The 21353-nt window shown below is 71.5% G+C and carries 21 protein-coding genes; 8 read left to right on the plus strand and 13 right to left on the minus strand.

The window, feature by feature from the left end; translation table 11 throughout:
• Position 1: 1 nt before the first annotated feature.
• The 3 genes from xylA to xylB form a co-directional block, all read right to left on the minus strand.
• Entirely contained in the window at positions 2–1165 is a 1164-nt protein-coding gene (gene xylA / locus ACTOWY_RS36940) for a xylose isomerase (protein WP_441314229.1), read from the minus strand.
• A gap of 2 nt (positions 1166–1167) precedes the next feature.
• Positions 1168–2421: an ROK family protein gene (locus ACTOWY_RS36945; protein WP_441314230.1), complete on the minus strand. Its 1254-nt coding sequence runs from the start codon at positions 2419–2421 to the stop codon at positions 1168–1170.
• Positions 2422–2594: 173 nt separating this feature from the next.
• Entirely contained in the window at positions 2595–3995 is a 1401-nt protein-coding gene (gene xylB / locus ACTOWY_RS36950; protein ID WP_441314231.1) for a xylulokinase, read from the minus strand.
• Positions 3996–4194: 199 nt separating this feature from the next.
• Here xylB and ACTOWY_RS36955 point away from each other — a divergent pair, with 199 nt between their 5' ends.
• The 3 genes from ACTOWY_RS36955 to ACTOWY_RS36965 are packed head-to-tail and all read left to right on the plus strand — an operon-like array spanning position 4195 to position 8322.
• Complete coding sequence (locus ACTOWY_RS36955) at positions 4195–5820, plus strand: serine/threonine-protein kinase (RefSeq protein WP_441314253.1); 1626 nt, start codon at positions 4195–4197, stop codon at positions 5818–5820.
• Positions 5821–5857: 37 nt separating this feature from the next.
• The gene (locus ACTOWY_RS36960) at positions 5858–6661 is read left to right on the plus strand and encodes a purine-nucleoside phosphorylase (protein ID WP_441314254.1); all 804 of its coding nucleotides are present in this window, start codon (positions 5858–5860) and stop codon (positions 6659–6661) included.
• On the plus strand, positions 6658–8322 hold the full coding sequence (locus ACTOWY_RS36965; protein ID WP_441314232.1) for a phospho-sugar mutase: 1665 nt from the start codon (positions 6658–6660) through the stop codon (positions 8320–8322). Before ACTOWY_RS36960 ends, ACTOWY_RS36965 begins: the two co-directional genes overlap by 4 nt.
• A 69-nt stretch (positions 8323–8391) precedes the next feature.
• On the opposite strand, the gene ACTOWY_RS36970 is transcribed toward ACTOWY_RS36965, so the two are convergent.
• The 4 genes from ACTOWY_RS36970 to ACTOWY_RS36985 form a co-directional block, all read right to left on the minus strand.
• Positions 8392–9384 carry an aldo/keto reductase gene (locus ACTOWY_RS36970; RefSeq protein ID WP_441314233.1) on the minus strand — a complete coding sequence of 331 codons (993 nt, stop codon included), beginning with the start codon at positions 9382–9384 and terminating at the stop codon, positions 8392–8394.
• The gene (locus tag ACTOWY_RS36975; protein ID WP_441314234.1) at positions 9381–9782 is read right to left on the minus strand and encodes a MerR family transcriptional regulator; all 402 of its coding nucleotides are present in this window, start codon (positions 9780–9782) and stop codon (positions 9381–9383) included. The genes ACTOWY_RS36970 and ACTOWY_RS36975 overlap by 4 nt, the downstream gene beginning before the upstream one ends.
• Positions 9783–9845: 63 nt before the next feature.
• The gene (locus ACTOWY_RS36980) at positions 9846–10232 is read right to left on the minus strand and encodes a type II toxin-antitoxin system death-on-curing family toxin (RefSeq protein WP_185001645.1); all 387 of its coding nucleotides are present in this window, start codon (positions 10230–10232) and stop codon (positions 9846–9848) included.
• A gap of 21 nt (positions 10233–10253) precedes the next feature.
• Positions 10254–10460 (minus strand): ribbon-helix-helix protein, CopG family, encoded by a 207-nt coding sequence (locus ACTOWY_RS36985; protein WP_185001644.1) that lies wholly within the window; start codon positions 10458–10460, stop codon positions 10254–10256.
• A 90-nt stretch (positions 10461–10550) separates the two neighbouring features.
• On the opposite strand from ACTOWY_RS36985, the gene ACTOWY_RS36990 reads away from it, so the two are divergent.
• Positions 10551–11153: a TetR/AcrR family transcriptional regulator gene (locus ACTOWY_RS36990; RefSeq protein WP_441314235.1), complete on the plus strand. Its 603-nt coding sequence runs from the start codon at positions 10551–10553 to the stop codon at positions 11151–11153.
• Between the two features lie 65 nt (positions 11154–11218).
• Here ACTOWY_RS36990 and ACTOWY_RS36995 read toward each other — a convergent pair whose 3' ends face one another.
• From ACTOWY_RS36995 to upp, 3 genes are all read right to left on the minus strand, one after another.
• Positions 11219–12562 (minus strand): glycoside hydrolase family 18 protein, encoded by a 1344-nt coding sequence (locus tag ACTOWY_RS36995; protein WP_441314236.1) that lies wholly within the window; start codon positions 12560–12562, stop codon positions 11219–11221.
• A 78-nt stretch (positions 12563–12640) separates the two neighbouring features.
• A complete protein-coding gene (locus tag ACTOWY_RS37000; RefSeq protein ID WP_441314237.1) occupies positions 12641–14584 on the minus strand; it encodes a glycosyl hydrolase family 18 protein in 1944 nt (647 codons plus the stop codon).
• A gap of 506 nt (positions 14585–15090) precedes the next feature.
• Positions 15091–15714, minus strand: a complete 624-nt coding sequence (gene upp / locus ACTOWY_RS37005) for a uracil phosphoribosyltransferase (RefSeq protein WP_247763280.1) — start codon at positions 15712–15714, stop codon at positions 15091–15093.
• Between the two features lie 97 nt (positions 15715–15811).
• Here upp and deoC point away from each other — a divergent pair, with 97 nt between their 5' ends.
• Genes deoC through ACTOWY_RS37020 form a run of 3 tightly spaced genes read left to right on the plus strand, consistent with a single transcriptional unit; the run spans position 15812 to position 19117 of the window.
• Entirely contained in the window at positions 15812–16816 is a 1005-nt protein-coding gene (gene deoC, locus ACTOWY_RS37010) for a deoxyribose-phosphate aldolase (RefSeq protein WP_441314238.1), read from the plus strand.
• 2 nt (positions 16817–16818) lie between these two features.
• Positions 16819–18258 (plus strand): aldehyde dehydrogenase family protein, encoded by a 1440-nt coding sequence (locus tag ACTOWY_RS37015; protein WP_441314239.1) that lies wholly within the window; start codon positions 16819–16821, stop codon positions 18256–18258.
• Complete coding sequence (locus ACTOWY_RS37020; protein ID WP_247763278.1) at positions 18251–19117, plus strand: aldehyde dehydrogenase family protein; 867 nt, start codon at positions 18251–18253, stop codon at positions 19115–19117. Before ACTOWY_RS37015 ends, ACTOWY_RS37020 begins: the two co-directional genes overlap by 8 nt.
• Before the next feature lie 38 nt (positions 19118–19155).
• Here the strand turns inward: ACTOWY_RS37020 and ACTOWY_RS37025 are convergent, their stop codons facing one another.
• The 3 genes from ACTOWY_RS37025 to ACTOWY_RS37035 all read right to left on the minus strand — a co-directional run bounded on the left by ACTOWY_RS37025 (position 19156) and on the right by ACTOWY_RS37035 (position 20835).
• Positions 19156–19677: a hypothetical protein gene (locus ACTOWY_RS37025; RefSeq protein ID WP_441314240.1), complete on the minus strand. Its 522-nt coding sequence runs from the start codon at positions 19675–19677 to the stop codon at positions 19156–19158.
• 73 nt (positions 19678–19750) lie between these two features.
• Positions 19751–20332: an SMI1/KNR4 family protein gene (locus ACTOWY_RS37030; RefSeq protein ID WP_441314241.1), complete on the minus strand. Its 582-nt coding sequence runs from the start codon at positions 20330–20332 to the stop codon at positions 19751–19753.
• Between the two features lie 140 nt (positions 20333–20472).
• The gene (locus ACTOWY_RS37035; RefSeq protein ID WP_441314242.1) at positions 20473–20835 is read right to left on the minus strand and encodes a PadR family transcriptional regulator; all 363 of its coding nucleotides are present in this window, start codon (positions 20833–20835) and stop codon (positions 20473–20475) included.
• A gap of 179 nt (positions 20836–21014) precedes the next feature.
• Here ACTOWY_RS37035 and ACTOWY_RS37040 point away from each other — a divergent pair, with 179 nt between their 5' ends.
• On the plus strand, positions 21015–21335 hold the full coding sequence (locus ACTOWY_RS37040; RefSeq protein ID WP_441314243.1) for a hypothetical protein: 321 nt from the start codon (positions 21015–21017) through the stop codon (positions 21333–21335).
• Positions 21336–21353: the final 18 nt, after the last annotated feature.

The following is a 21353-nucleotide window of genomic DNA, read 5'->3' on the forward strand; positions in this document are numbered from 1 at the left end:
TTCAGCGCACCCCGAACAGGTGGTCGAGTGCCAACTGATCGAGTCGCTCGTACCCCATTCCACGTTCTGCCGCCGACTCCGGGTCAAAGGACTCGGCCCGCAGTCCGGCCAGGTCCTCCCCTGGCAGCAGGGTGGGCACGGCCAGCGCGCCGATCCGGGACGCCTCCTTGGCCGCGGCCACCTCGGGATCGGCGTGGAAGGCCGCCGCCCGCTCGGCGAAGATCAGGTAGTTGCGCATGCAGGCGGCCGCGGCGGCCCACACGCCGTGCTCGTCCTCGGTGCGCGCGGGCTTGAAGTCGAAGTGCCGGGGACCGTCGTAGCCTGCCCGTTCCAGCAGGTCGACCAGGTGGAAGGCGGCCTTGACGTCGCCGTTGCCGAAGCGCAGGTCCTGGTCGTAACGCGGCCCGGTCTGGCCGTTGAGGTCGATGTGGAACAGCTTGCCGGCCCACAGCGCCTGGGCCACCCCGTGCGGCACCGACAGCCCGGCCATCTGCTCGTGCCCGACCTCCGGGTTCACCCCGACCAGCTCGGGATGTGCCAGCCGCTCGATGAAGGCCAGCGCGTGCCCGATGGTGGGCAGCAGGATGTCCCCGCGCGGCTCGTTCGGCTTGGGCTCCAGCGCGAACCGGATGTCGTAGCCCTGCTCGCGCACGTACCCGCAGAGCAGGTCCACCGCCTCCGCGTAGCGGTCCAGCGCGACCCTGGCGTCCTTGGCCACCGGGGTCTCCGCGCCCTCGCGCCCGCCCCACAGCACGTACACGCCCGCGCCCAGCTCGGCGGCCAGGTCCAGGTTGCGCAGGGTCTTGCGCAGCGCGAACCGGCGCACATCGCGGTCGTTGGCGGTGAACGCGCCGTCCTTGAACACCGGGTGGGTGAACAGGTTGGTGGTCAGCATCGGCACGGCCAGCCCGGTGTCGGCCAGCGCCTTGCGGAAGCGGTCCAGGATGCGCCCTCGGCTGAGGTCGTCGGCGCCGAACGGGATGAGGTCGTCGTCGTGCAGGCTCACCCCCCACGCGCCCAGCTCGGCCAGTTTGCCCAGCGCGTGCCCGGGTTCCATGACGGGCCGGGTGGGCTCGCCGAAGGGGTCGTTGCCGCGCCAGCCGACCGTCCACAGCCCGAAGCTGAAGCGGTGTTCCGGCCGCGGCCGATAGGGATCAGTGCGCACGACTACCTCCGGCTGTCCACTGTGGACTGTGCTGGGACGAGTTCCCAGCGGTTGCCCGGCGCGGGCACGGGGGCCAGCGTCGGGTCGGTCAGCACGTGCTCCATGGCCGCGTACGCGCCGCCGCGCACGGCCGCGGTGAAGCCAAGATCCGAGGGCAGCAGGCGGCAGGTGGCGGGCTGTTCGGCCCCGGTGGCGACCACCCTGGCGGTCAGCTCGCGCTCGGCCGGGGCGATCAGCCAGTCGGCGAGCACCGCGAAGTAGCCGCCGAGCACCACCGCGGCCGGGTTGAGGATGTTGACCAGGATGGACGCGCCAACGCCGAGCGCGGCGCCTATCCGCTCCAGCGCGGCCAGCGTGCGCTGGTCCCCATCGCGGGCCCGGCCGACAATGGTGGCCAGCCGTTTCTCCAGGTCAAGCGAGGGATCACGGACCGGGTCGTCCTCCTCGGCGACCGAGCGCAGCAACGCGCCGAGGCCGACCTGGGTCTCCCAGCAGCCCGTGCGCCCGCAGCCGCAGTCCGCGCCGGCGGGATCCAGTGGCATGTGCCCGACCTCGCCGGTGAACCCGGTGGCGCCCCGCAGCAGCCGTCCGTCGGCGATCACGCCGCCGCCCACGCCGACCTCGCCGGTCAGGTAGAGCAGGTCGGTCGCGCCCGCGGCCACCCCGGTGACGTGCTCGGCCACCGCGGACAGGTTGGCGTCGTTGTCCACCGCGATCCGCCCGGCAGGCAGGTCCAGGCTGGCGCTGAGCTGGTCGACCACGGGCGCGTCCCGCCAGTGCAGGTTGGGCGCGAACCGGACCACGCCGCCGTCCACGTCCACCAGGCCGGGCACCGCGGCGGTGACCCCGGCGACCCAGCCGCCCATGGCCTCCACCGTGCGGCGGGCCTCGGCGGCCAGGCCGGCCAGCAGGTCGACCGCGGCGACCGCGCCCAGCCCGACCACGTCGGTGGGCACCCTGCGGTGCAGCACCAGGTCGCCGGAGAGGTCGAGCACGGCGACCGCGGCGTAGTCGACGTTGGCCTCCAGGCCGATGCCGCACACGGTGCGCGGGCGCAGCTCGACCAGTTGTCCCGGCCTGCCGATGGCGCCGCCGACCACCGCGCCGAGCCGGACCAGCCTGCGCTGCTCGAGTTCGGCGACCAGGCTGGACATGGTGGCCTTGTTGAGCCCGGTCATCCGGGCCAGCCGGGCGCGGGACTGTGGCCCGTCGGCCCGCAACGCACGAAGCACCAGGGCCAGGTTCGCCTTGCGCAAGCCGGCATGGTCGGCGGGACGGTCCGGACCCTGCACCCTGCACCTCGATTCGTTTGTTGCCCAGTCAAACTAAGACTCCGACGGCCGCAGGTCAACCTGACCCCGCCCGGACTGCCTATCGGCTGAACGGCCGCACGTCACCCCGCTGATGAGTGGATCACCCGTTCAGTCCATCAGTAATCGTGTACTTGACCCCGGGCGGAGGAATAGGCCGCCCGGACCTCGGCGTAATCGTCCGGGTTCGCGGCCGGGCAGGGCTCGGAGCGCAGCTGCCACACCGGCGGCTCCGCAGTACCCGCCGCGGCCCAGGCGGCCTGCCTGGCCGCGCCCAGCGCCACGTACTCAGCGGGCTCGGGCGCCTCCACCGGCGCGGCGAAGAGTCCCGGCGCGACCGCGCGCACCGCGGCCGAGCGGGCCGCCCCGCCGACCAGCAGCACCCGGCGCACCTCGACCCCGTGCGCGCGCAACGCGGCCAGCCCGTCGGCCAGCCCGCAGAGCATGCCCTCGACCGCGGCCCTGGCCAGGTTCTCCGGGGTCATGTTGGCCCGGCGCAGCCCGGTCAGCGTGCCGGAGGCGGTCGGCAGGTCCGGGGTGCGCTCGCCGTCCAGGTAGGGCAGCAGCACCAGTCCGCCCGCGCCCGGCGCCGCGGCCAGCGCCAGCCGGTCCAGTCCGGCCAGGTCCACGCCGAGCAGCTGGGCGGTCGCGGTGAGCACCCTGGCCGCGTTGAGCGTGCAGACCAGCGGCAGGTAGCGGCCGGTGGCGTCGCAGAACCCGGCCACCGCGCCACTGGCGTCCGCGGCAGGCTGCTCGGCCACCGCGAACACCGTGCCCGAGGTGCCCAGCGAGACCACCACGTCGCCTGGCCCGGCGCCCAGGCCGAGCGCGGCGGCCATGTTGTCCCCGGTGCCCGCGCCGAGCAGCCAGCCTTCCGGCGTCTGACCTGCGCTTTCCGCCGGGCCGAGGATGCGCGGCAGCTCCGGCACGCGACCGAAGGCGGCGGTGAGGATCTCCGGCAGCCACTCGCCGGTGGCCGGGGCGAAGTAGCCGGTGCCGGAGGCGTCGCCGCGGTCGGTCGCGGGCGCCTGGCCAGGTTCGGCGAGCTGGGCGGTCAGCCAGTCGTGCGGCAGCAGCACCCTGGCCACCCGGTCGGCGAGTGCGGGCTCGTGCCTGGCCAGCCAGGCCAGCTTGGTCACGGTGAAACTCGGGCCGGGCACCGAGCCGGTCCGCCGCGCCCACTCCCCCGGCCCGCCCAGCCCGGCGGCCAGTTCGGCCGCCTCCGGGGCCGAGCGCAGGTCGTTCCACAGCAGCGCGGGCCGCACCGGCGCGCCCTCGGCGTCCACGGTGACCAGGCCGTGCTGCTGCCCGCCCACCGCCAGCGCGCGGACCGGTCCCGGCAGCCCGGCGGTGGCCTGGGCGAGCGCGTCCCGGCAGGCCGCCAGCCAGACCCTCGGGTCGACCTCGGTGGCGTCCGGGTGCGCGGCCCGGCCCTGTGCGATCACCTGGCCGGTCTCGGCCTCGACGACGAGGGCCTTGGTGGACTGGGTCGAGGAGTCGATGCCGATGGTGAGTGCCATAGCGCGGCATCATGCGCCGCCGGTGGCGGAGCGCGCCAGCGTCCGGCCGAGCGGGCGAACGTGCAAAATGGACCTTGTGCCACCCGCTGACACCCCCTCCGACCAGCCCGAGCCGACCGATGTCCCGGTCGAGCCGGACTTGCCGGTCCGCCGCATCGCCGAGCGCTACCGGCTGAACGGGCTGCTCGGCCGGGGCGCGATGGGCACGGTGTGGTCGGCGCACGACGAGATGCTCGGCCGCCGGGTCGCGGTCAAGGAGGTCCGGCTGCCCCCTGGCATCCCGGTGCCGGAGGCGGACGCGCTGCGCGAGCGGACCCTGCGCGAGGCGCGGGCCATCGCGGTGCTCTCCCACCCCAACGTGATCACCCTCTACGACGTGGTCCGCCAGGACGGCGAGCCGTTCGTGGTGATGGAGCTGCTGCCCTCGCTCAGCCTGGCCGAACTCGTCCGCGACCAGGGCCCGCTGTCCACCACGCAGGCCGCGGCCATCGGCGACGCGGTGGCCGCCGCGCTGGAGGCCGCGCACCGGGCCGGGGTCACCCACCGCGACGTCAAACCCGGCAACGTGCTGGTCGGGGTGGACGGGCAGATCAAGCTCACCGACTTCGGCATCGCCCGCAGCGTCAGCGACCACACGCTGACCAGCACCGGGATCATGCTCGGCACGCCCGCGTTCATCTCACCCGAGGTGGCCTCCGGCGATCCGGCCACGCCCTCGGCCGACCTGTGGGGACTGGGCGCGACGCTGTTCGCGGCGCTGGAGGCGCGGCCGCCCTATGACGCCGACGGCGACCCGCTGGACACCGTCACCGAGGTGGTGCACGGCGAGGTGCCGCAGATCGACGCCGGGCACCCACTGCACCCGGTGATCGCCGGGCTGATGACCAAGGAAACCGGCTCCCGGATGTCCCTGGCCGAGGTGCGCAGGCTGCTGCACCCGCTGCTGCCCGAACCCGGTGAGCGCCTGTTCGAGGTGAAGCCCAAGGACCTCCAGCCGGAGTCCGCCGAACTGCTGGAACAGCCGCGCACGCCCACCCCCGGCTCCGGGGTGCTGCCCGCGCTGCTGGCCAGCGACCCCGGCCCGCTGCCGTTCCTGACCAGCGCCGGCGAGCCCAAACGCCGCTCGCGCGCGGGCAAGGTTCTACTCGCCGCGCTGGCCTTCGTGCTGTTCACCGGTGCAAGCGGCGGCGGGTTCGCGCTGGCCAGGGTGCTCGGCGGCAAACCAGTGCTGCCCACGACCGAACCCGTCCACACCACCGAGCGGCTGCTGTCCCCGGTGCTGGGTCTGGAGCCGCGCACCGAACGGGCCAGCAGCACGCCCAACGACAGCGGCGGCGAGTTCACCGTGAACGTGCCCAAGGACTGGACCACCTTCCGCGAGCTGCGGGTCGGCTCGCCCGCGGTCAGCGCCGCGGTGCGTTTCGTCTCCGCCGACGGACGGCAGGAGCTGGTGATCGAGCGCTTCGCCAACTACTACCCGCAGTTCCGGCTGACGAACTTCCTGAGCAGCCTGGCGCGCAACGCGGTCAGCCCCCAGGGCACCTACAACGAGACGCCGGCCCGGACCGGGACCAAGGCCCAGGATTCGCCGGAGGCCTCCGTCGAGTTGCTGTACCGGGTCGCCGACCCCGGACCGCTCACCACCATGGCCAAGCAGCCCGACGTCGGCGAGGGCAACCTGGTCCGGCGCTCCACCTACCTGCTGCTACTGCCCAAGGTGCGGGATCTGTGGGTGGTGCAGGTCACCGTGCCCACCGAGTCCGAGGACACCGGGCAGAAGGAGCTGTTCGGGCCGATGGCTGCCAGCTTCATCCCCGCTGGCTAGGGTCCTTGGTGTGACCGAGACAAGCACTTCTCTGAACGTGAGCCCCGCGGCGGACCCCGACGCGGCGGCCGCCGCCGCTGCCGCGGAACTGGCCGCTCGCACCGGCATCGCCACGCACGACATCGCCCTGGTGCTCGGCTCCGGCTGGCGGCCCGCCGCCGATGTGCTCGGCGAGGTGGTCGCCGAGGTCCCCATCGGCGAACTACCCGGTTTCGTCGCGCCCAACGTGGTCGGCCACGGCGGCACCGTCCGCTCGGTCCGGGTGGGCGAGAAGAACGTGCTGGTGCTGCTCGGCCGCACGCACTACTACGAGGGCAGGGGCATCCCGCAGACCGTGCACGGCGTGCGGGTGGCCACCACGGCCGGTTGCACCACGGTGGTGCTGACCAACGCCGCCGGTGGCCTGCGCCAGGGCATGCGGGTCGGCCAGCCGGTGCTGATCAGCGACCACCTGAACCTGACCGCGGCCTCGCCGCTGGTGGGCGCCAGGTTCGTCGACCTCACCGACCTGTACTCGCCGCGGCTGCGCGGGATCGCCAAGGAGATCGACTCCTCACTGGAGGAGGGCGTCTACGCCGGGCTGCCAGGTCCGCACTTCGAGACCCCGGCCGAGATCCGGATGCTGCGCACCATGGGCGCGGACCTGGTCGGCATGTCCACCGTGCTGGAGGCTATCGCCGCCCGCGCCGCCGGCGCCGAGGTGTTCGGGCTGTCCCTGGTGACCAACCTGGCCGCGGGCATCACCGGTGAGCCGCTCAACCACATCGAGGTCCTGGAGGCGGGCAAGGCCGCGGCCACCGAGATGGGCGAGCTGCTGCGGAAGCTCGTGGAGCGCGCATGACGAAGCTGGGCACGGAGCTGCGCGACGCCGCGTTCCGCTGGATCGCCGATGACGTCGACCCTGATGCCCGGCTGGAGCTGCAGAAGGTGCTGGCCTCGGCGATGGCGGGCGATGAGTCCGCGGTGGCCGCACTGGCCGACCGGATGGCCGGGCCGTTGCAGTTCGGCACGGCCGGGCTGCGCGGACCGCTGCGGGCCGGGCCGAACGGGATGAACCGCTCGGTCGTGGTGCGCACCACCGCCGGCCTGGCCGAGTACCTGCGGGTGCAGGGCCGCTCCGGCGGGCTGGTCGTGGTCGGCCGGGACGCCCGGCACGGCTCGGAGAACTTCTGCTCCGACGTGGCCGAGGTGCTCACCGGCGCGGGCTTCGACGTGCGGGTGCTGCCCCGGCCGCTGCCGACCCCGGTGCTGGCCTTCGCGGTGCGCGCGATCGGCGCGGTGGCCGGGGTGCAGGTGACCGCCTCGCACAACCCGAAGGCGGACAACGGTTACAAGGTCTACCTGGACGCGGGCGCGCAGATCGTGCCGCCGGCGGACCGGCAGATCGAGGCGGCCATCGCCAAGGTGCCCGCCGCGGTCTCGGTGCCCAGGATCGCCGCCTGGCAGCCGGTGGGCGAGGACCTGATCGAGGCCTACGCGGACCGGGCGGCCGGCCTGCCGCGCGGGAAGGCGCGGGAGCTGCGGGTCGCGGTGACCGCGTTGCACGGGGTGGGCTCGGAGACGTTGCTGGAAGTGTTGGAGCGGGCCGGTTTCACCGATCTGCACCTGGTCGAGTCGCAGGCCAGCCCGGACCCGGACTTCCCGACCGTCTCCTTCCCCAATCCGGAGGAGCCGGGCGCCACCGACGAAGTGCTCGCGCTGGCCGCCGAGGTCGAGGCCGATCTGGCGATCGCGCTGGACCCGGACGCGGACCGGTGCGCGCTGGGCGTGCGCGGCCCGGACGGCTGGCGGATGCTGCGCGGCGATGAGACCGGCGTGCTGCTCGGCAACCAGGTTCTGTCCACATTGGACAGACAGGCGCACCCGGATCCGTTGGTGGCGACCACGATCGTGTCCTCGGAACTGCTGCGCTCGGTGGCCAAGGCGCACGGCGCGCGCTACGACGAGACGCTCACCGGGTTCAAGTGGCTGGTGCGCGCCGGCGATGGCAACGGCACCGGTCTGGTCTATGCCTACGAGGAGGCGCTGGGTCACTGCGTGGACCCGGACTACGTGCGGGACAAGGACGGCATCAGCGCCGCCGTGCTCGCCTGCGACCTGGCCGCCACGCTCAAGGCCGAGGGCCGTGACCTGCTGGACGCGCTGGACGACCTGGCCGTGGCGCACGGGCTGCACCTGACCGACCAGGTGTCGCTGCGGGTGGCCGACCTGGCGCTGATCGGCGCCACCATGCGCCGGTTCCGCGGCACGCCGATCACCGAGCTGGGCGGCGCCGAGGTCAGCCAGACCGATCTGGAGCCCAAGGCGGATGTGCTGGTGCTGCGGGCCGAGGGCCTGCGGGTGCTGATCCGCCCCTCCGGCACCGAGCCCAAGGTGAAGGCGTACCTGGAGGTGGTCACCCCGGTCACCGGCCACGACGCCCTCCCCCAGGCCCGCGCCGAGGGCAAGTCCCGCCTGGCCAAGGTCCGCGAGGCCATCACAGCCCTGCTCACCGCCCCCTGACGCCCCACTTGGCCCAACTCGTACGCCGAGTTGGGCCAAGTGGGCGTACGAGTTGGGCCAACTCGACGGTCAGCCGTTGAGGAGGGTCATGCCCTGGTCGGGGTAGCGGCTGCCGGCGATCTCCTCGGCGGGCACGGCGGCCTCGACCGAGGCGATCTCCTCGGCGGTGAGGGTGATCGTGGCCGCGGCGATGTTCTCCTCCAGGTACTTCAGCCGCTTGGTGCCCGGGATCGGCACCACGTCCTGGCCGCGGGACTGCACCCAGGCCAGGGCGAGCTGACCGGTGGTCACCCCGCGCCCGGCCGCGATGGCCTCCAGCGCGCGCACGATGCCGAGGTTGCGGGCCAGGTTCTCCTCACTGAACCGGGGCTGTCCGATCACCCGGAAGTCGTTCGCGTCGAAGTCCTTGGTGCTGGCGTACTTGCCAGTCAGGAAGCCGCGGCCGAGCGGGGAGTACGGGACCAGCCCGATGCCCAGCTCCCGCGCGGCAGGCAGGATCTCCGCCTCCAGGTCGCGGGTCCACAGCGACCATTCGGTCTGCAGCGCGGTGATCGGGTGCACCGCGTGTGCCCGGCGCAGGGTGGCCGCGCTCGCCTCGGACAGGCCCAGGTACCGCACCTTGCCCTGCGCCACCAGCTCCGCCATCGCGCCCACGGTCTCCTCGATCGGGACCTTCGGGTCGACCCGGTGCTGGTAGTACAGGTCGATGTGGTCCACGCCGAGCCTGCGCAGCGAGGCCTCGGCGGCTTCCCGCACGTAGGCGGCGTCGCCGCGGACCCCGCGCTCGTGCGGGTCGGCAGTGCGCACGATGCCGAACTTGGTGGCCAGGGTGACCTGGTCCCGCCGGTCCTTGATGGCCCGGCCGAGAAGCTCCTCATTGCGGTGCGGACCGTAGACGTCCGCGGTGTCCAGCAGGGTCACGCCGAGGTCCAGCGCGCGGTGGATCACCTGGATCGAGGTGGCGTCGTCGGTCTCGCCGTAGAACTCGCTCATCCCCATGCAGCCCAGGCCCTGGGCCCCGACCTGCAACGCACCGATGTTCCGGGTGGGCAGGGTGGTCATGCGCTCGCCTCCTCGTGGATCAGCTCGGCCGCGGTCATCTGCTGCTCGATCTGGTCGTAGTGCTCGATCTTGTAGTCCAGGACGTCCAGGCAGGCCTGCAGCTCGGCGATGCGCTCGCGCACCGAGGTGCGCTGGTCGGTCAGGATCGCCTTGCGGCGGCCGTAGCTGGCCGCGCCGCGATGCCGGAGCTGGGCATATTCCCGCATCATCCGGATCGGCATGCCGGTCAGCCGGAGTTTGGTGAGGAACACCAGCCAGCCCAGGTCGTCATCGGAGTAGGACCGCCGCCCGCCGGAGTCCCTGGCGGGCGGGTCCAACAGGCCGATGCGCTCGTAGTACCGCAGGGTGTCCACGGACAACCCGCTGCGCTCGGCTGCCTGGGCGATGGAGTAGCTCACGTCGTCGACGGTAGGAGCTGGAGTGCACTCCAGGTCAAGCCGGATCCACGAACGGGTTTTCGCTCAGTCCTCGTCCTTGGGACTGGCCCACTCCTCAAACCGGTCGGCCACTTCAGAAACTTCGATCAGACCGCGGCCCAGATCGCGGACGACGTCGAGCGCCTCATCCTCGTCGGCGTCGATCCACCAGCCGTTGATGTCACACAGGGTCACCGCGGCAACCCAGCCCAGTCGCCAGTTCCCTTCCAGCAGCGGACGGGTGCGCACAATCGAATCGAGCAGAGCGGCGGCCTTCAGCCAGAGCGTCGCGTACGCCTCGACGCCGAGCACGGCGGCACGAGGTCGGTGCGCGGCGGAGTCCAGCAGTCCGACGTCGCGCACCACAAGGTCACCCCCAGTGACCGCGGTGGCCAGCACGAGCAGGTCGCTGGCATCCAGATAAGTGATCACTAGCCAGGGAATACCAGAAAATCAGGTCGAGCCGAGCCTTTCCAGCAATCCCCGATAGCGGGGAAGAACACGTTCCAGCGCATCGGAGAGCTGTTGCTCCTTGTGCAACCGGGACCACCGGTCGGCCAGCGCCAGGCGCACGATCTCCTGTTTGGAGCGGCCCTCGACGGTGGCTAGCTCGTCGAGTTGCCGATTCTCCTCTTCGGTCAGCCGCAGCGTCATGGCCATGCGGGGGATGGTACCGATCTGGTATCACCGTATCCAGAGGTCAGATACGTCCATTCGGGTTACGTAACAGTGTTCCGGTACGATTGTGCGGTGCCTCGACCGAAGACGCACGACGAAGCGCTGCGCGGGAAGCTGCTCGACCGGGCCGGGCAACTGCTGGCCGCCCAGGGCCCCGGCGCACTGGGCCTGCGCGGGCTCGCCCAGGACGTCGGCACCTCCACCACCGCGGTCTACTCGCTCTTCGGCGGCAAGCCGGGGCTGCTGCGCGAGCTGTACCTGGAGGCGTTCCGGCGCTTCGGGCGGTGGCAGGCCGCGGTGCCGGTGACCGCGGACCCCGCGCACGACCTGACCCAACTCGGGCTGGCCTACCGGGCCGCCGCACTGGCCGACCCGAACCTGTACCCGGTGCTGTTCAGCTCACTGGAACTGGACTTCGAGCCGGACGAGGAGACCATCGCGGCCGCGATGAGCACCCTGGCGCCGCTGCTCTCGGTGGTGCGCCGGGGCATCGAGGCGGGCGTGTTCGTGGCGGAGTCGCCGGAGGAGCTGGCCAACTCGGTCTGGGGACTGACCCACGGCCTGGTCAGCCTGGAGCTGGCCGGGCGGCTGGTGTCCGGGCCAGACGCGGAGCGGAACTACCGGCGGGCGATGGCCGCGCACACCCGCGGCTGGCTCGCGCCCCTGTCGCAATGACAGAGGGCGCGAGGCCCGGGACACCCCGCCGCCAACGGTTCCCCGGGCCTCGCTGAACTGTCCGTCTAGGACAGTCCTCTGTGGATCGCCGAGAACAGCTCACCGTTGTCGGTGTCACCGTCCAGCGACCAGACCATGGCGCCACCCAGCTTCTGCTGCCGGATGTAGCGCGTCTTCGCCCCGATGGAGACCGGGTCGTCGAAGTTCCAGAACGTGCTGCCGTCATACAGCCAGCCGGTGGCCGCCTTCGGGTCCCGGTGCAGGGTGAACCCGGGCAGCTGCTTGATCTTGTTGTAGTTCAGGTAGCCGCACTCGTGCGTGCTGGGCGCGCAGCCGGTGGCCTGCTGGAACAGGCCGTTGCCGCCGCCGGTCACGCCGGTCCAGCCACGCCCGTAGAAGGGCACGCCGAGCACCAGCGAACGCCGGGGCGCGCCGCGGTCCAGGTAGTCCTTGATCACCTGGTCCAGGTCGAGCTTGCCGGGTGTGGGGTCGTTGTCCGGGGCGTGGATGGCGGACTGGTGGTTGGTCACCGGGTCCCAGGCGCCGTGGATGTCGTAGCCCTGGATGGTGGCGAAGTCCAGCAGCCGGAACACCTTGGGCACCTCGATGCCCGCGTCCAGGGTGCCCGCTCCGGCCGGCAGGAAGGCGGTCAGCTCGTAGCGCTTGCCGGTGCGCCAGGACAGTTCGGCGAACTGCCCGCGGAACTCGGCCAGTGCCAGGGTGAAGTTCTGCTTGTCCTCGGGCCGGACCACGTTCCCGGGCGCGCCCGCCGCGCCGGGCCACTCCCAGTCCAGGTCGATGCCGTCGAACAGCCCGGCGGCCGCGCCCTGGCCGCCCTGGGCCAGTCCGTCCAGCTGGGGCAGGTCGCCCTTGAGGTAGAGGTCGACGCAGCTTTTCACGAACGCCTTGCGGGAGGCGTCGGTGAGCACCGCGTTGGAGAAGTACCTGGACCAGGTCCAGCCGCCAAGGCTGATGTTGACCTTGAGGTTGGGGTACTTCTTCTTCAGCTTGCGGATCTGGTTGAAGTTGCCAGCCAGGGCCTGCTCCGGCTTGTCCGCCACCCCGTCCACCGATTCGGCCGCGGTGTGCAGCCGCTGGTAGTCGGCCTTGGCGTCACCGAGTCCGGTGGTGCTGCTGGCGAAGCACTTGCCCTCCTCGCTGACGTTGCCGAAGGCGTAGTTGAGGTGGCTGAGCTTGCCGGCGGTGCCGGAGCTGACCAGCTTGTTCACGGTGTAGCCGAACTGGTTGGCGCTCCACTGCGTGTAGTAGCCGACCCTGCGCTGGGACTGCCCCCAGTGCTCGGCCGCGGCCTCGTCGGCCACGGCTGCCGGTCCCAGTGACGCCAGGAGACCGGCCAAGGTGGTGACAACGACCGCGGCGATCCGGCCACGGCGCTGAGTGGTCCTCATCTGCGAGCACTTCTCCTTGATTCCGGGGGGTGGTCGCGGCCCGGGGGCAGGGATTCCCGGGCCGCGACCGTGGTTTTCCTAGCCGAGCGCGGTGGCCAGGGCCTTGATCAGCTCACCGTCCGCGGTGTCGCCGTCGAGGGACCAGATCATCGCGCCGCCCAGGCCCTTGCTCTTGGCCCAGTTGACCTTCCTGGTGATCTCGGTGGGATCGTCGAAGGTCCAGAAGGTGCTGCCGTTGAACAGCCAGGCGTGTCCCGCGGTGGTGTCGCGGTGCACCGTGTAGCCGGAAGCGATCAGGTTCTTGATCTTCTTGTAGTCCTCGATGCCTGCCTCGAAGCTGCCCGGCGCGGGACCGGTGGCGGCCTGGAAGAGACCGTTGTTGGCGTTGGTCACCCCGGTCCAGCCCCGGCTGTAGAAGGGCACGCCGAGCACGACCCAGTTCGCGGGCGCGCCCCGGCTGAGCCAGGCGTCCACCGCGATCTCGTCGGAGTAGGCGGTCGGGCTGGGGTCGCCCGCGGGGTGCTTGACCGAGGACTGCTGGTTGGCCACCTTCTCCCAGCCACCGTGGAAGTCATAGCCCTGGACGTTGCCGAAGGTCAGGTTCTTCACGACCTCGCCGACCTCGAACCCGGCGTCGACCTTGCGCGGGTCGGCGGGCAGGAACGCGGTCAGGTCGTACTTCTTGCCGGTGCTCGCGCCGAGCGCGGCCAGCTGCGTCCGGTACTCCGCGGCCAGCAGGGTGAAGTTGCGCTTGTCCTCGGGCCGCACGATGTTGCCGGTGTTGCCCTCGGAGCCTGGCCACTCCCAGTCGAGGTCGACGCCGTCGAAGATGCCGGCGCCGGAGCCCGGTCCGCCCTGCGGGTCGCCGCCCATGACCGGCAGGTTGCCCTTGATCCACATGTCGATGCAGGAGCTGACGTGGGCCTTGCGGGAGGCGTCGGTGAGCGCGGCGTTGGAGAAGTACTTGGACCAGGTCCAGCCGCCAAGGCTGATCAGCACCCGCAGGTTCGGGTACTTGGCCTTGAGCTTCTTGAGCTGGTTCAGGTTGCCTGCCAGGGGCTGGTTGTAGACGTCGGCGACGCCGTCAACGGCCTGCTCGGCCGGCAGCCTGCGCTGGTAGTCGGCCCAGGAGTCGCCCTGGCCAGCCTGGTTGACCTGGAAGCACTTGCCCTCGGCGTTGACGTTGCCGAAGGCGTAGTTGAGGTGGGTCAGCCGGGCCGCGGTGCCGGAGGTGTCCAGGTTCTTCACGTGGTAGGCGCGGTCGTAGACGCTCCACTGGGTGTAGTAGCCGACCTTGCGGTTGCCGCCGGGGCCAGGGTCGCCGCCGCCGGTGGCGGTCTTGCCGCTGACCGAGGGGCTGGCCGCGGAGGTGTTCCCGGCGGCGTCCTTGGCCCGCACGGTGAAGCTGTAGGAGGTGTCCGCGGCCAGGCCGGTCACGGTGGCCGAGGCGCCGGTCGCGGTGGCGACCACGCCACTGGCGCCGAGGATCTCGTAGCCGGTGACGCCGACGTTGTCGGTGCTGGCAGGCCAGCTCAGCGAGATGCTGGAGCTGCTGACGCTGGTCACACTCGGCTGGCCGGGCGCGCTGGGCGCCTGGGTGTCGGGCTCGCCGCTGCCGCCGTCACAGGAGGCGCCGTTGACCTTGCAGCCGGAGGGGTCGGCGTAGGCGCCGGTGAACTGGACGCCGAAACCGAAGCTCGCGGACTGACCGGCGGCCAGATTCCCGTTCCAGGACTGGCTTTTCGCGGTCACGTGCTGGCCGCTGACGGTGTGCGTGGCCTCCCACAGCGAACCGAGCCGCTGACCGGCAGGCAGGTCGAACTCCACGGTCCAGCTCGCGATCGAGGCCGGGCCGTTGTTGGTGACGGTGAACCTGCCCTCGTAGCCGGTTTCCCAGCCGGAGGTCTTGGTGAACTTCGCGGTCACCCCGGTCGCCGCGTGAGCGGGCAGGGCGGCCAGGCCCACCAGGGTGAGCAGCAGGGCGGTCAGCATCGCGGTGGCACGCCATCGGCGGATGGGCATGTCTCTCCTCGCGTCAGGAGCGAAAGGCGCAGCAGGGGTGGTGAGACTGGAGGTGCGGTGAGACCGGCCGGGCTCCGGGGGACTAACGGCACCCCGGAGCCGGCCGGAAGCCGGTCACCTCGGTCAGCCGGGCGCAGGGAGTCTTGACGCGGGTACGGCGATCTGCGGCAGCCATCGCGACCTCATCTCTTCAGGGCTCCCTGGGTTGGCGGACCCATGGCGTGGATGGAGCACGTGCGAGGCGGCGGCGAAACTCAGGTGGTGCTTGCGCGGTGTTCCCGCGCTTGCAATCACCATGTGGTTCAGACCACAGAACGTCAAGGTCTAGACCAATCAGTCACTCGTTCGGCCTAGCAAAACGCGAAAGTCGTTCAACCCCAACCGTTTGGGCCAACCGGCCATGTGTGCACTGGTCCAAACGGACCCACGAACGGGCTAACTCAAAGGGCCTCCTCACGACTGTCGCGAGGAGGCCCTTCGGCGGGTTGACCGGCTGGGAGCTGCGGTTACACCGCCCCGTACAGGCGGTCCCCGGCGTCACCGAGGCCGGGCACGATGAACCCGGAGTCATTGAGCCGTTCGTCCACGCTGGCGGTGACCACCCGCACCGGAAGGCCCGCGGAGGCGAGTTTTTCCACCCCTTCCGGCGCGGCCAGCACGCACACCGCGGTGATGTCGGTGGCGCCCCGGTCCACCAGCAGCCGGATCGTGTAGATCATCGAGCCGCCGGTGGCCAGCATCGGGTCCAGCACCAGCACCGGGCGCCCGGCCAGGTCCGCTGGCAGCGACTCCAGGTACGGGGTCGGCTGCAGCGTCTGCTCGTCGCGGGCCAGCCCGACAAAGCCCATCTGGGCGTCCGGGATCAGGTTGTGCGCCTGGTCGGCCATGCCCAGCCCGGCCCGCAGCACCGGCACCAGCAGCGGCGGGTTGGCCAGCCGGAAACCGTCGGTGCGCGCCACCGGGGTGTGGATGCGCTCCACCGCGACCGGCGCCGCCCGCATGGCCTCGTAGATCAGCATCTGGGTGAGTTCCTGGAGCGCGGCGCGGAAGGCCGCGCTGTCGGTCCTCGCGTCGCGCATGGTGGTCAGACGGGCGCGGGCCAGCGGGTGTTCGACGACGAGAACGTCCATGGTCGAAGACGGTAGCGCGGTAGGCCATTTGGGTCTTGAACTGCCGGTTGTGGATGGATTACCGGGTGAGCCGGGTCACGACCCTAGACTCTGGCGCATGGCTGCACCGTCATCGGCGACGGCTGCCGGACCGGGCGTACCCGCCCCCTCCGGTGGACCGGCGCTCCCTCCTGAACTGGCCGACGCGACCAGGGACGACACCGCACTGCGCCGGTTCCTGCACGGCCTGCCCGGCGTCGACGCGGTCGGGCTCGAACAGCGCGCCGCGACCCTGGCCACCCGGAGCATCAAGAAGGCATCCAAGCTCTGGGCCATCGACACCGCCATCAGCATGGTCGACCTGACCACGCTGGAGGGCGCGGACACCCAGGGCAAGGTGCGCACCCTGTGCGCGAAGGCCCGCAGGCCCGATCCGGAGTACCCGGAGGTGCCCAGGGTCGGCGCGGTCTGCGTGTACCCCGACCTGGTGGCCACCGCGGTCGAGGCGCTGGGCGCGAGCGGGGTCGGCATCGCCAGCGTGGCCACCGCCTTCCCCTCCGGCCGGTCCAACCGCACGGTGAAGCTGGCCGACACCGAACTGGCGGTGCAGGCGGGCGCGACCGAGATCGACATGGTGATCGACCGGGGCGCGTTCCTCTCCGGGCGCTACGGCCAGGTCTTCGACGAGATCAAGGCGGTCAAGGCGGCCTGCGGCTCGGCGCACCTCAAGGTCATCCTGGAGACCGGCGAGCTGGCCACCTACGACAACATCCGGCGCGCGTCCTGGCTGGCGCTGCTGGCCGGTGGCGACTTCATCAAGACCTCCACCGGCAAGGTCTCCCCCGCGGCCACCCTGCCCACCACGCACCTGATGCTGCAGGCGGTGCGGGACTGGAAGGACCAGACCGGCGAGCTGCGCGGGGTCAAGCCCGCGGGCGGCATCCGCACCACCAAGGACGCCATCCGGTACCTGGTCGCGGTGCACGAGGTCGCGGGCCCGGAATGGCTGACCAACACGCTGTTCCGGTTCGGCGCCTCCAGCCTGCTCAACGATCTGCTGATGCAGCGGCGGACCCAGCTTGAGGGCCACTACAGCGGCCCCGACTACGTGACGGTGGACTGACCATGAACAATCCCGTGTGGGAGTACGCCCCGGCCCCGGAGTCCAGGGCGATCGCCAACCTCAAGGCGAACTACCAGCTGTTCCTCGACGGCGCCTTCGTCGACGGCGAGGGCGAGCCGCTCAAGACGGTGAACCCGGCCACCGAGGAGGTGCTCGCCGAGGTGAGCACCGCCGCGCCAGCTGATGTGGACAAGGCGGTCAAGGCGGCCCGGCGCGCCTACGACAAGGTGTGGGGCCGGATGCCCGGCGCCGAGCGGGCCAAGTACCTGTTCCGGATCGCGCGGATCATGCAGGAGCGCGGCCGCGAGCTGGCGGTGCTGGAGAGCCTGGACAACGGCAAGCCGATCAAGGAATCGCGGGATGTCGACATCCCGACCGCGGCCGCGCACTTCTTCCACCACGCCGGCTGGGCGGACAAGCTCGGCTACGCCGGGTACGGACCGGACCCGAAGCCGCTGGGCGTTGCCGGTCAGGTCATCCCGTGGAACTTCCCGCTGCTGATGCTGGCCTGGAAGATCGCGCCCGCGCTGGCCTGCGGCAACACCGTGGTGCTCAAGCCCGCCGAGACCACGCCGCTGACCGCGCTGGTCTTCGCCGAGATCTGCCAGCAGGCCGGACTGCCAGCCGGGGTGGTCAACATCCTGCCCGGCGCCGGTGACGTCGGCAGCGAGCTGGTCAACCACGGCGGCATCGACAAGGTGGCCTTCACCGGCTCCACCGACGTCGGCAAGCTGATCCAGAAGTCCCTGGCCGGCACCGGGAAAAAGCTGACCCTGGAGCTGGGCGGCAAGGCCGCCAACGTGGTCTTCGACGACGCGCCGCTGGACCAGGCGGTCGAGGGCATCGTCAACGGCATCTTCTTCAACCAGGGCCACGTCTGCTGCGCGGGCTCCCGGCTGCTGGTGCAGGAGTCCATCGCCGAGGAGCTGATGGCCAAGCTGCGGGCCAGGGTGTCCACGCTGCGCCTCGGCGACCCGCTGGACAAGAACACCGACATCGGCGCGATCAACTCCAAGCCGCAGCTGGACCGGATCCGCGAGCTGGTGGCCTCCGGTGACGCCGACGGCGCGGAGCGCTGGACCAGCCCGTGCCCGGTGCCGGACAAGGGTTTCTACTTCGCGCCCACGGTGTTCTCCGGCGTGCAGCAGGCCATGCGGATCGCCCGCGAGGAGATCTTCGGGCCGGTGCTGTCGGTGCTGACCTTCCGCACCCCGGCCGAGGCGGTGGCCAAGGCCAACAACACCCCGTACGGCCTCTCCGCCGGGATCTGGACCGAGAAGGGCTCGCGCATCCTGTGGATGGCCGAGCAGCTGCGAGCCGGTGTGGTGTGGGCCAACACGTTCAACCGGTTCGACCCGACCGCGCCCTTCGGCGGGTTCGGCGAGTCGGGCTTCGGCCGCGAGGGCGGCCGGGCGGGTCTGGAGGCGTACCTCGATGTCTGAGCGGATCAGCGTGGCCAAGACCTACAAGCTGTACGTGGGCGGGAAGTTCCCCCGCTCCGAGTCCGGACGGGTGTACCCGGTGAACGACGCACGCGGGAAGTTCCTCGCCAACGCGTCCCTGGCCTCGCGCAAGGACGCGCGGGACGCCGTGGGCGCGGCCCGGTCGGCCTTCGCCAAATGGTCCGGCGCCACCGCGTACAACCGCGGCCAGGTGCTCTACCGGGTGGCCGAGATGCTGGAGGGCCGCCGGGAGCAGTTCATCGCCGAGGTGGCCACCGCCGAGGGCATCGCCGCCAAGAAGGCGGAGACCCTGGTGGACGCCGCGGTGGACCGCTGGGTCTGGTACGCGGGCTGGACGGACAAGCTGGCCACCGTGCTCGGCTCGGCCAACCCGGTGGCAGGCCCGTACTTCTCCTTCACCACCCCCGAGCCCACCGGCGTGGTCGCGGTCTTCGCCCCGCAGGCCTCCTCGCTGCTGGGCCTGGTCAGCGTGGTCGCCCCGGTGATCGCCGCCGGCAACACCTGCGTGGTGGTCACCAGCGAGGACCGCCCGCTGCCCGCGATCACCCTGTCCGAGGTGCTGGCCACCTCCGACCTGCCCGGCGGCGTGGTCAACCTGCTCACCGGCAAGGCCGCGGAACTCTCCCCGTGGCTGGCCGAGCACGCCGACGTGAACGCGATCGACCCCACCGGCGTGCCGGTGGCAGCCAGGGCCGACCTGGAGCGCTCGGCCGCGGGCACGGTCAAGCGCGTGCTGCGCGCCCCGGCCAAGGAACCGGACTGGACCGCCACCCCGGACATCAGCAGGCTGCGCGGTTTCCTGGAGCACAAGACGGTCTGGCACCCGACCGGCGTCTGAACCGACGGTGGGGGCGGTTCCGGCCGCCCCCACCCCGCTCACCTCGGCACGTCCAGCCAGTACTGGCTCGGCTGCACGTTCGCCGCCCGCTTCGCCTGGACCCTGCGGTGCGCCAGCGCCCCGGCCCAGCTCACCAGCCCCGCGGCCAGCAGGCCCGCGAGCAGCAGTGCGACCGGCACCAGCGCCGGCACGTCCACCAGCACGCTCCGGCGCACCTCCGGGCCCAGCTGGTGGAAGAGGAGTCCCTGGCCGAAGACCGTGGCGCCGACGAAGAGGACGAACCCCACCGCCGCCAGCACACCCCACTTGGCCAGCGCCTTGGACCGCTCCGGCCCGGTGCGCCCGGCCGAGACGGCGAACAAAACCAGCACGAGTGACACCCCGCTCAACGTGCTCAGCACCGTGCCTGCCGCGTCAATCAGCTCGTCGCCAGTCAGCACGGTCCGCCCCTGCCCGGTGTGCAGCAGGCCCTGGAAGGCCGCGGCGAACAGCAGCACACCGACCACCGTCCCCAGCACGTACCAGCCTAAGAACGGCCGGTCCTTTGCAACGTTGTACATCCGCCCCCCAGTGCTCCCGACGTGCAAGCCCATCGTATCCGGGAAAGCACCGCACAGGCGGGAAAACCCGAGGTCAGCGGATGCGCCAGTCCAGCCTGCCGTCCGGGGTCACGGTCGGCTGACTGTGCCGCACCGGGGTGCCCGTCTCCAGGGCCTCGGCCACCTCGGACACCATCTCCGCCAGGCTGGGCCACTCCGGCTTGTGCACCTCGGAGCGTTCCTGGTCCCACTCCAGCACGCAGCCGTGCAGCGGGCCTGGCCGCAGGTCGACGACCAGGGCGTCGCCGCAGCCATCGAAGGCGATGGGCATCCAGGCCGGGTGGAAGCTGCGGGCCGCGGTGCCCGCCTCCGGTTCGGCGTCCGGTTCGGCCCAGGTCGCGCGGTAACGCAGCCGGCGCCACTCTCTGGCGTCGAAGGCGCTGCGGGTGCTGTGCGGGGTGTAGAAGGGCGGCAGGATCTCGGCGAACTCGGTGCGCTCGGTGCCGTCGCACAGCGTCCACCACCGGCACAGGTCAGCCGGGAAGCTCAGGCCCAGGCGGCGTTGCAGCTCCTCGACCTCGGCGGGCGCCGCGCCCGGCCGGAGGAGTTCGTGGGTGGTGGGCGCGCTCGCGGCCAGCCAGGTCCTCAGCCGGCCCCAGCCCTCGGCAACGTCCATCAACACATGATCGCAGCTCACGGGCTTGATCGGTGCCGCCAACCCGTGATCATCGTTGGTCCGGTCGGAGCAAGGGTCAGCACAAACTCGGTGGAGCCGGCCCCCGACGCCGGCCCCACCGAAGTCTCATCGCGGCGATCTCAGCCGCTCAGCGCCGCCTCACGCATGCCGCGCTGGACGACCGTGGTCGCCGCGCCCGCGAAGGCCGTCCACTGTGGAGCGTGCTCGGCGAGCAGTCGCCTGCCGCCGCTGCTGATCTCGTAGAACTTGCGGCCCGGCCCGCCGTCGCCGGCCCGCCAGGCGCTGTTGAGCAGCCCGGCCTCCTCCAGCCGGTTGAGCAACGGGTACAGCGTGCCGCCCTTGACCTCACCCAGACCGGACTCGGCCAGCTGCTGGGAGATCAGGTACCCGTAGCTCTCCCCGCTCTCGGCGAGCAGGGCGAGCACGGCCAGGTCGAGCACGCCGCGCAACCACTGCGCCTGCCGCACCTCGACCGGACTCACGACTAGAAGGTACCGCCATCTAGCTGGCTGTGCAACCTAGTCGGTCGCGTGAATCCGGCCATCCACGCCCACAACCGGCCTGACGTGCGGCAAGCTGGGCTATCCGGCCGGAACCGCAGGGCACTCCCCCGCGTCGAACCGGTCACACAGGGGCTCATGGGGAGAGGCGACGGGGAGCGATGGCCGAGAAGGGTTTCAAGGTCGACCCGGCCGCGTTGACGAGTTACGCCAACGCGGCCAAGGGCATGTCCGGTGAAATCGGCAAGGTCGGCAGCGGCACGCTGGCCGGGGCCAACGCGGTGCCGGGCAACGCCTTCGGCAAGATCGGCGCGGAGGTCTCCGGCGCGCTGACCCCGGCCGCGCAGACGATCCTGGACGGCATCGCCGCGGCGGCCAAGGCACTGGGCGAGCTGGGCACCGCGGTCAGCGGCACGGTCACCGACTACCACCAGCAGGACGCCGAGCACGCGGCCAGCGTCAAGCGCGCCGCACAGCGCTGAGCACGGGGGAACCAGGAC

Source organism: Crossiella sp. CA198 (genome assembly GCF_052078295.1).
GTDB lineage: Bacteria > Actinomycetota > Actinomycetes > Mycobacteriales > Pseudonocardiaceae > Crossiella.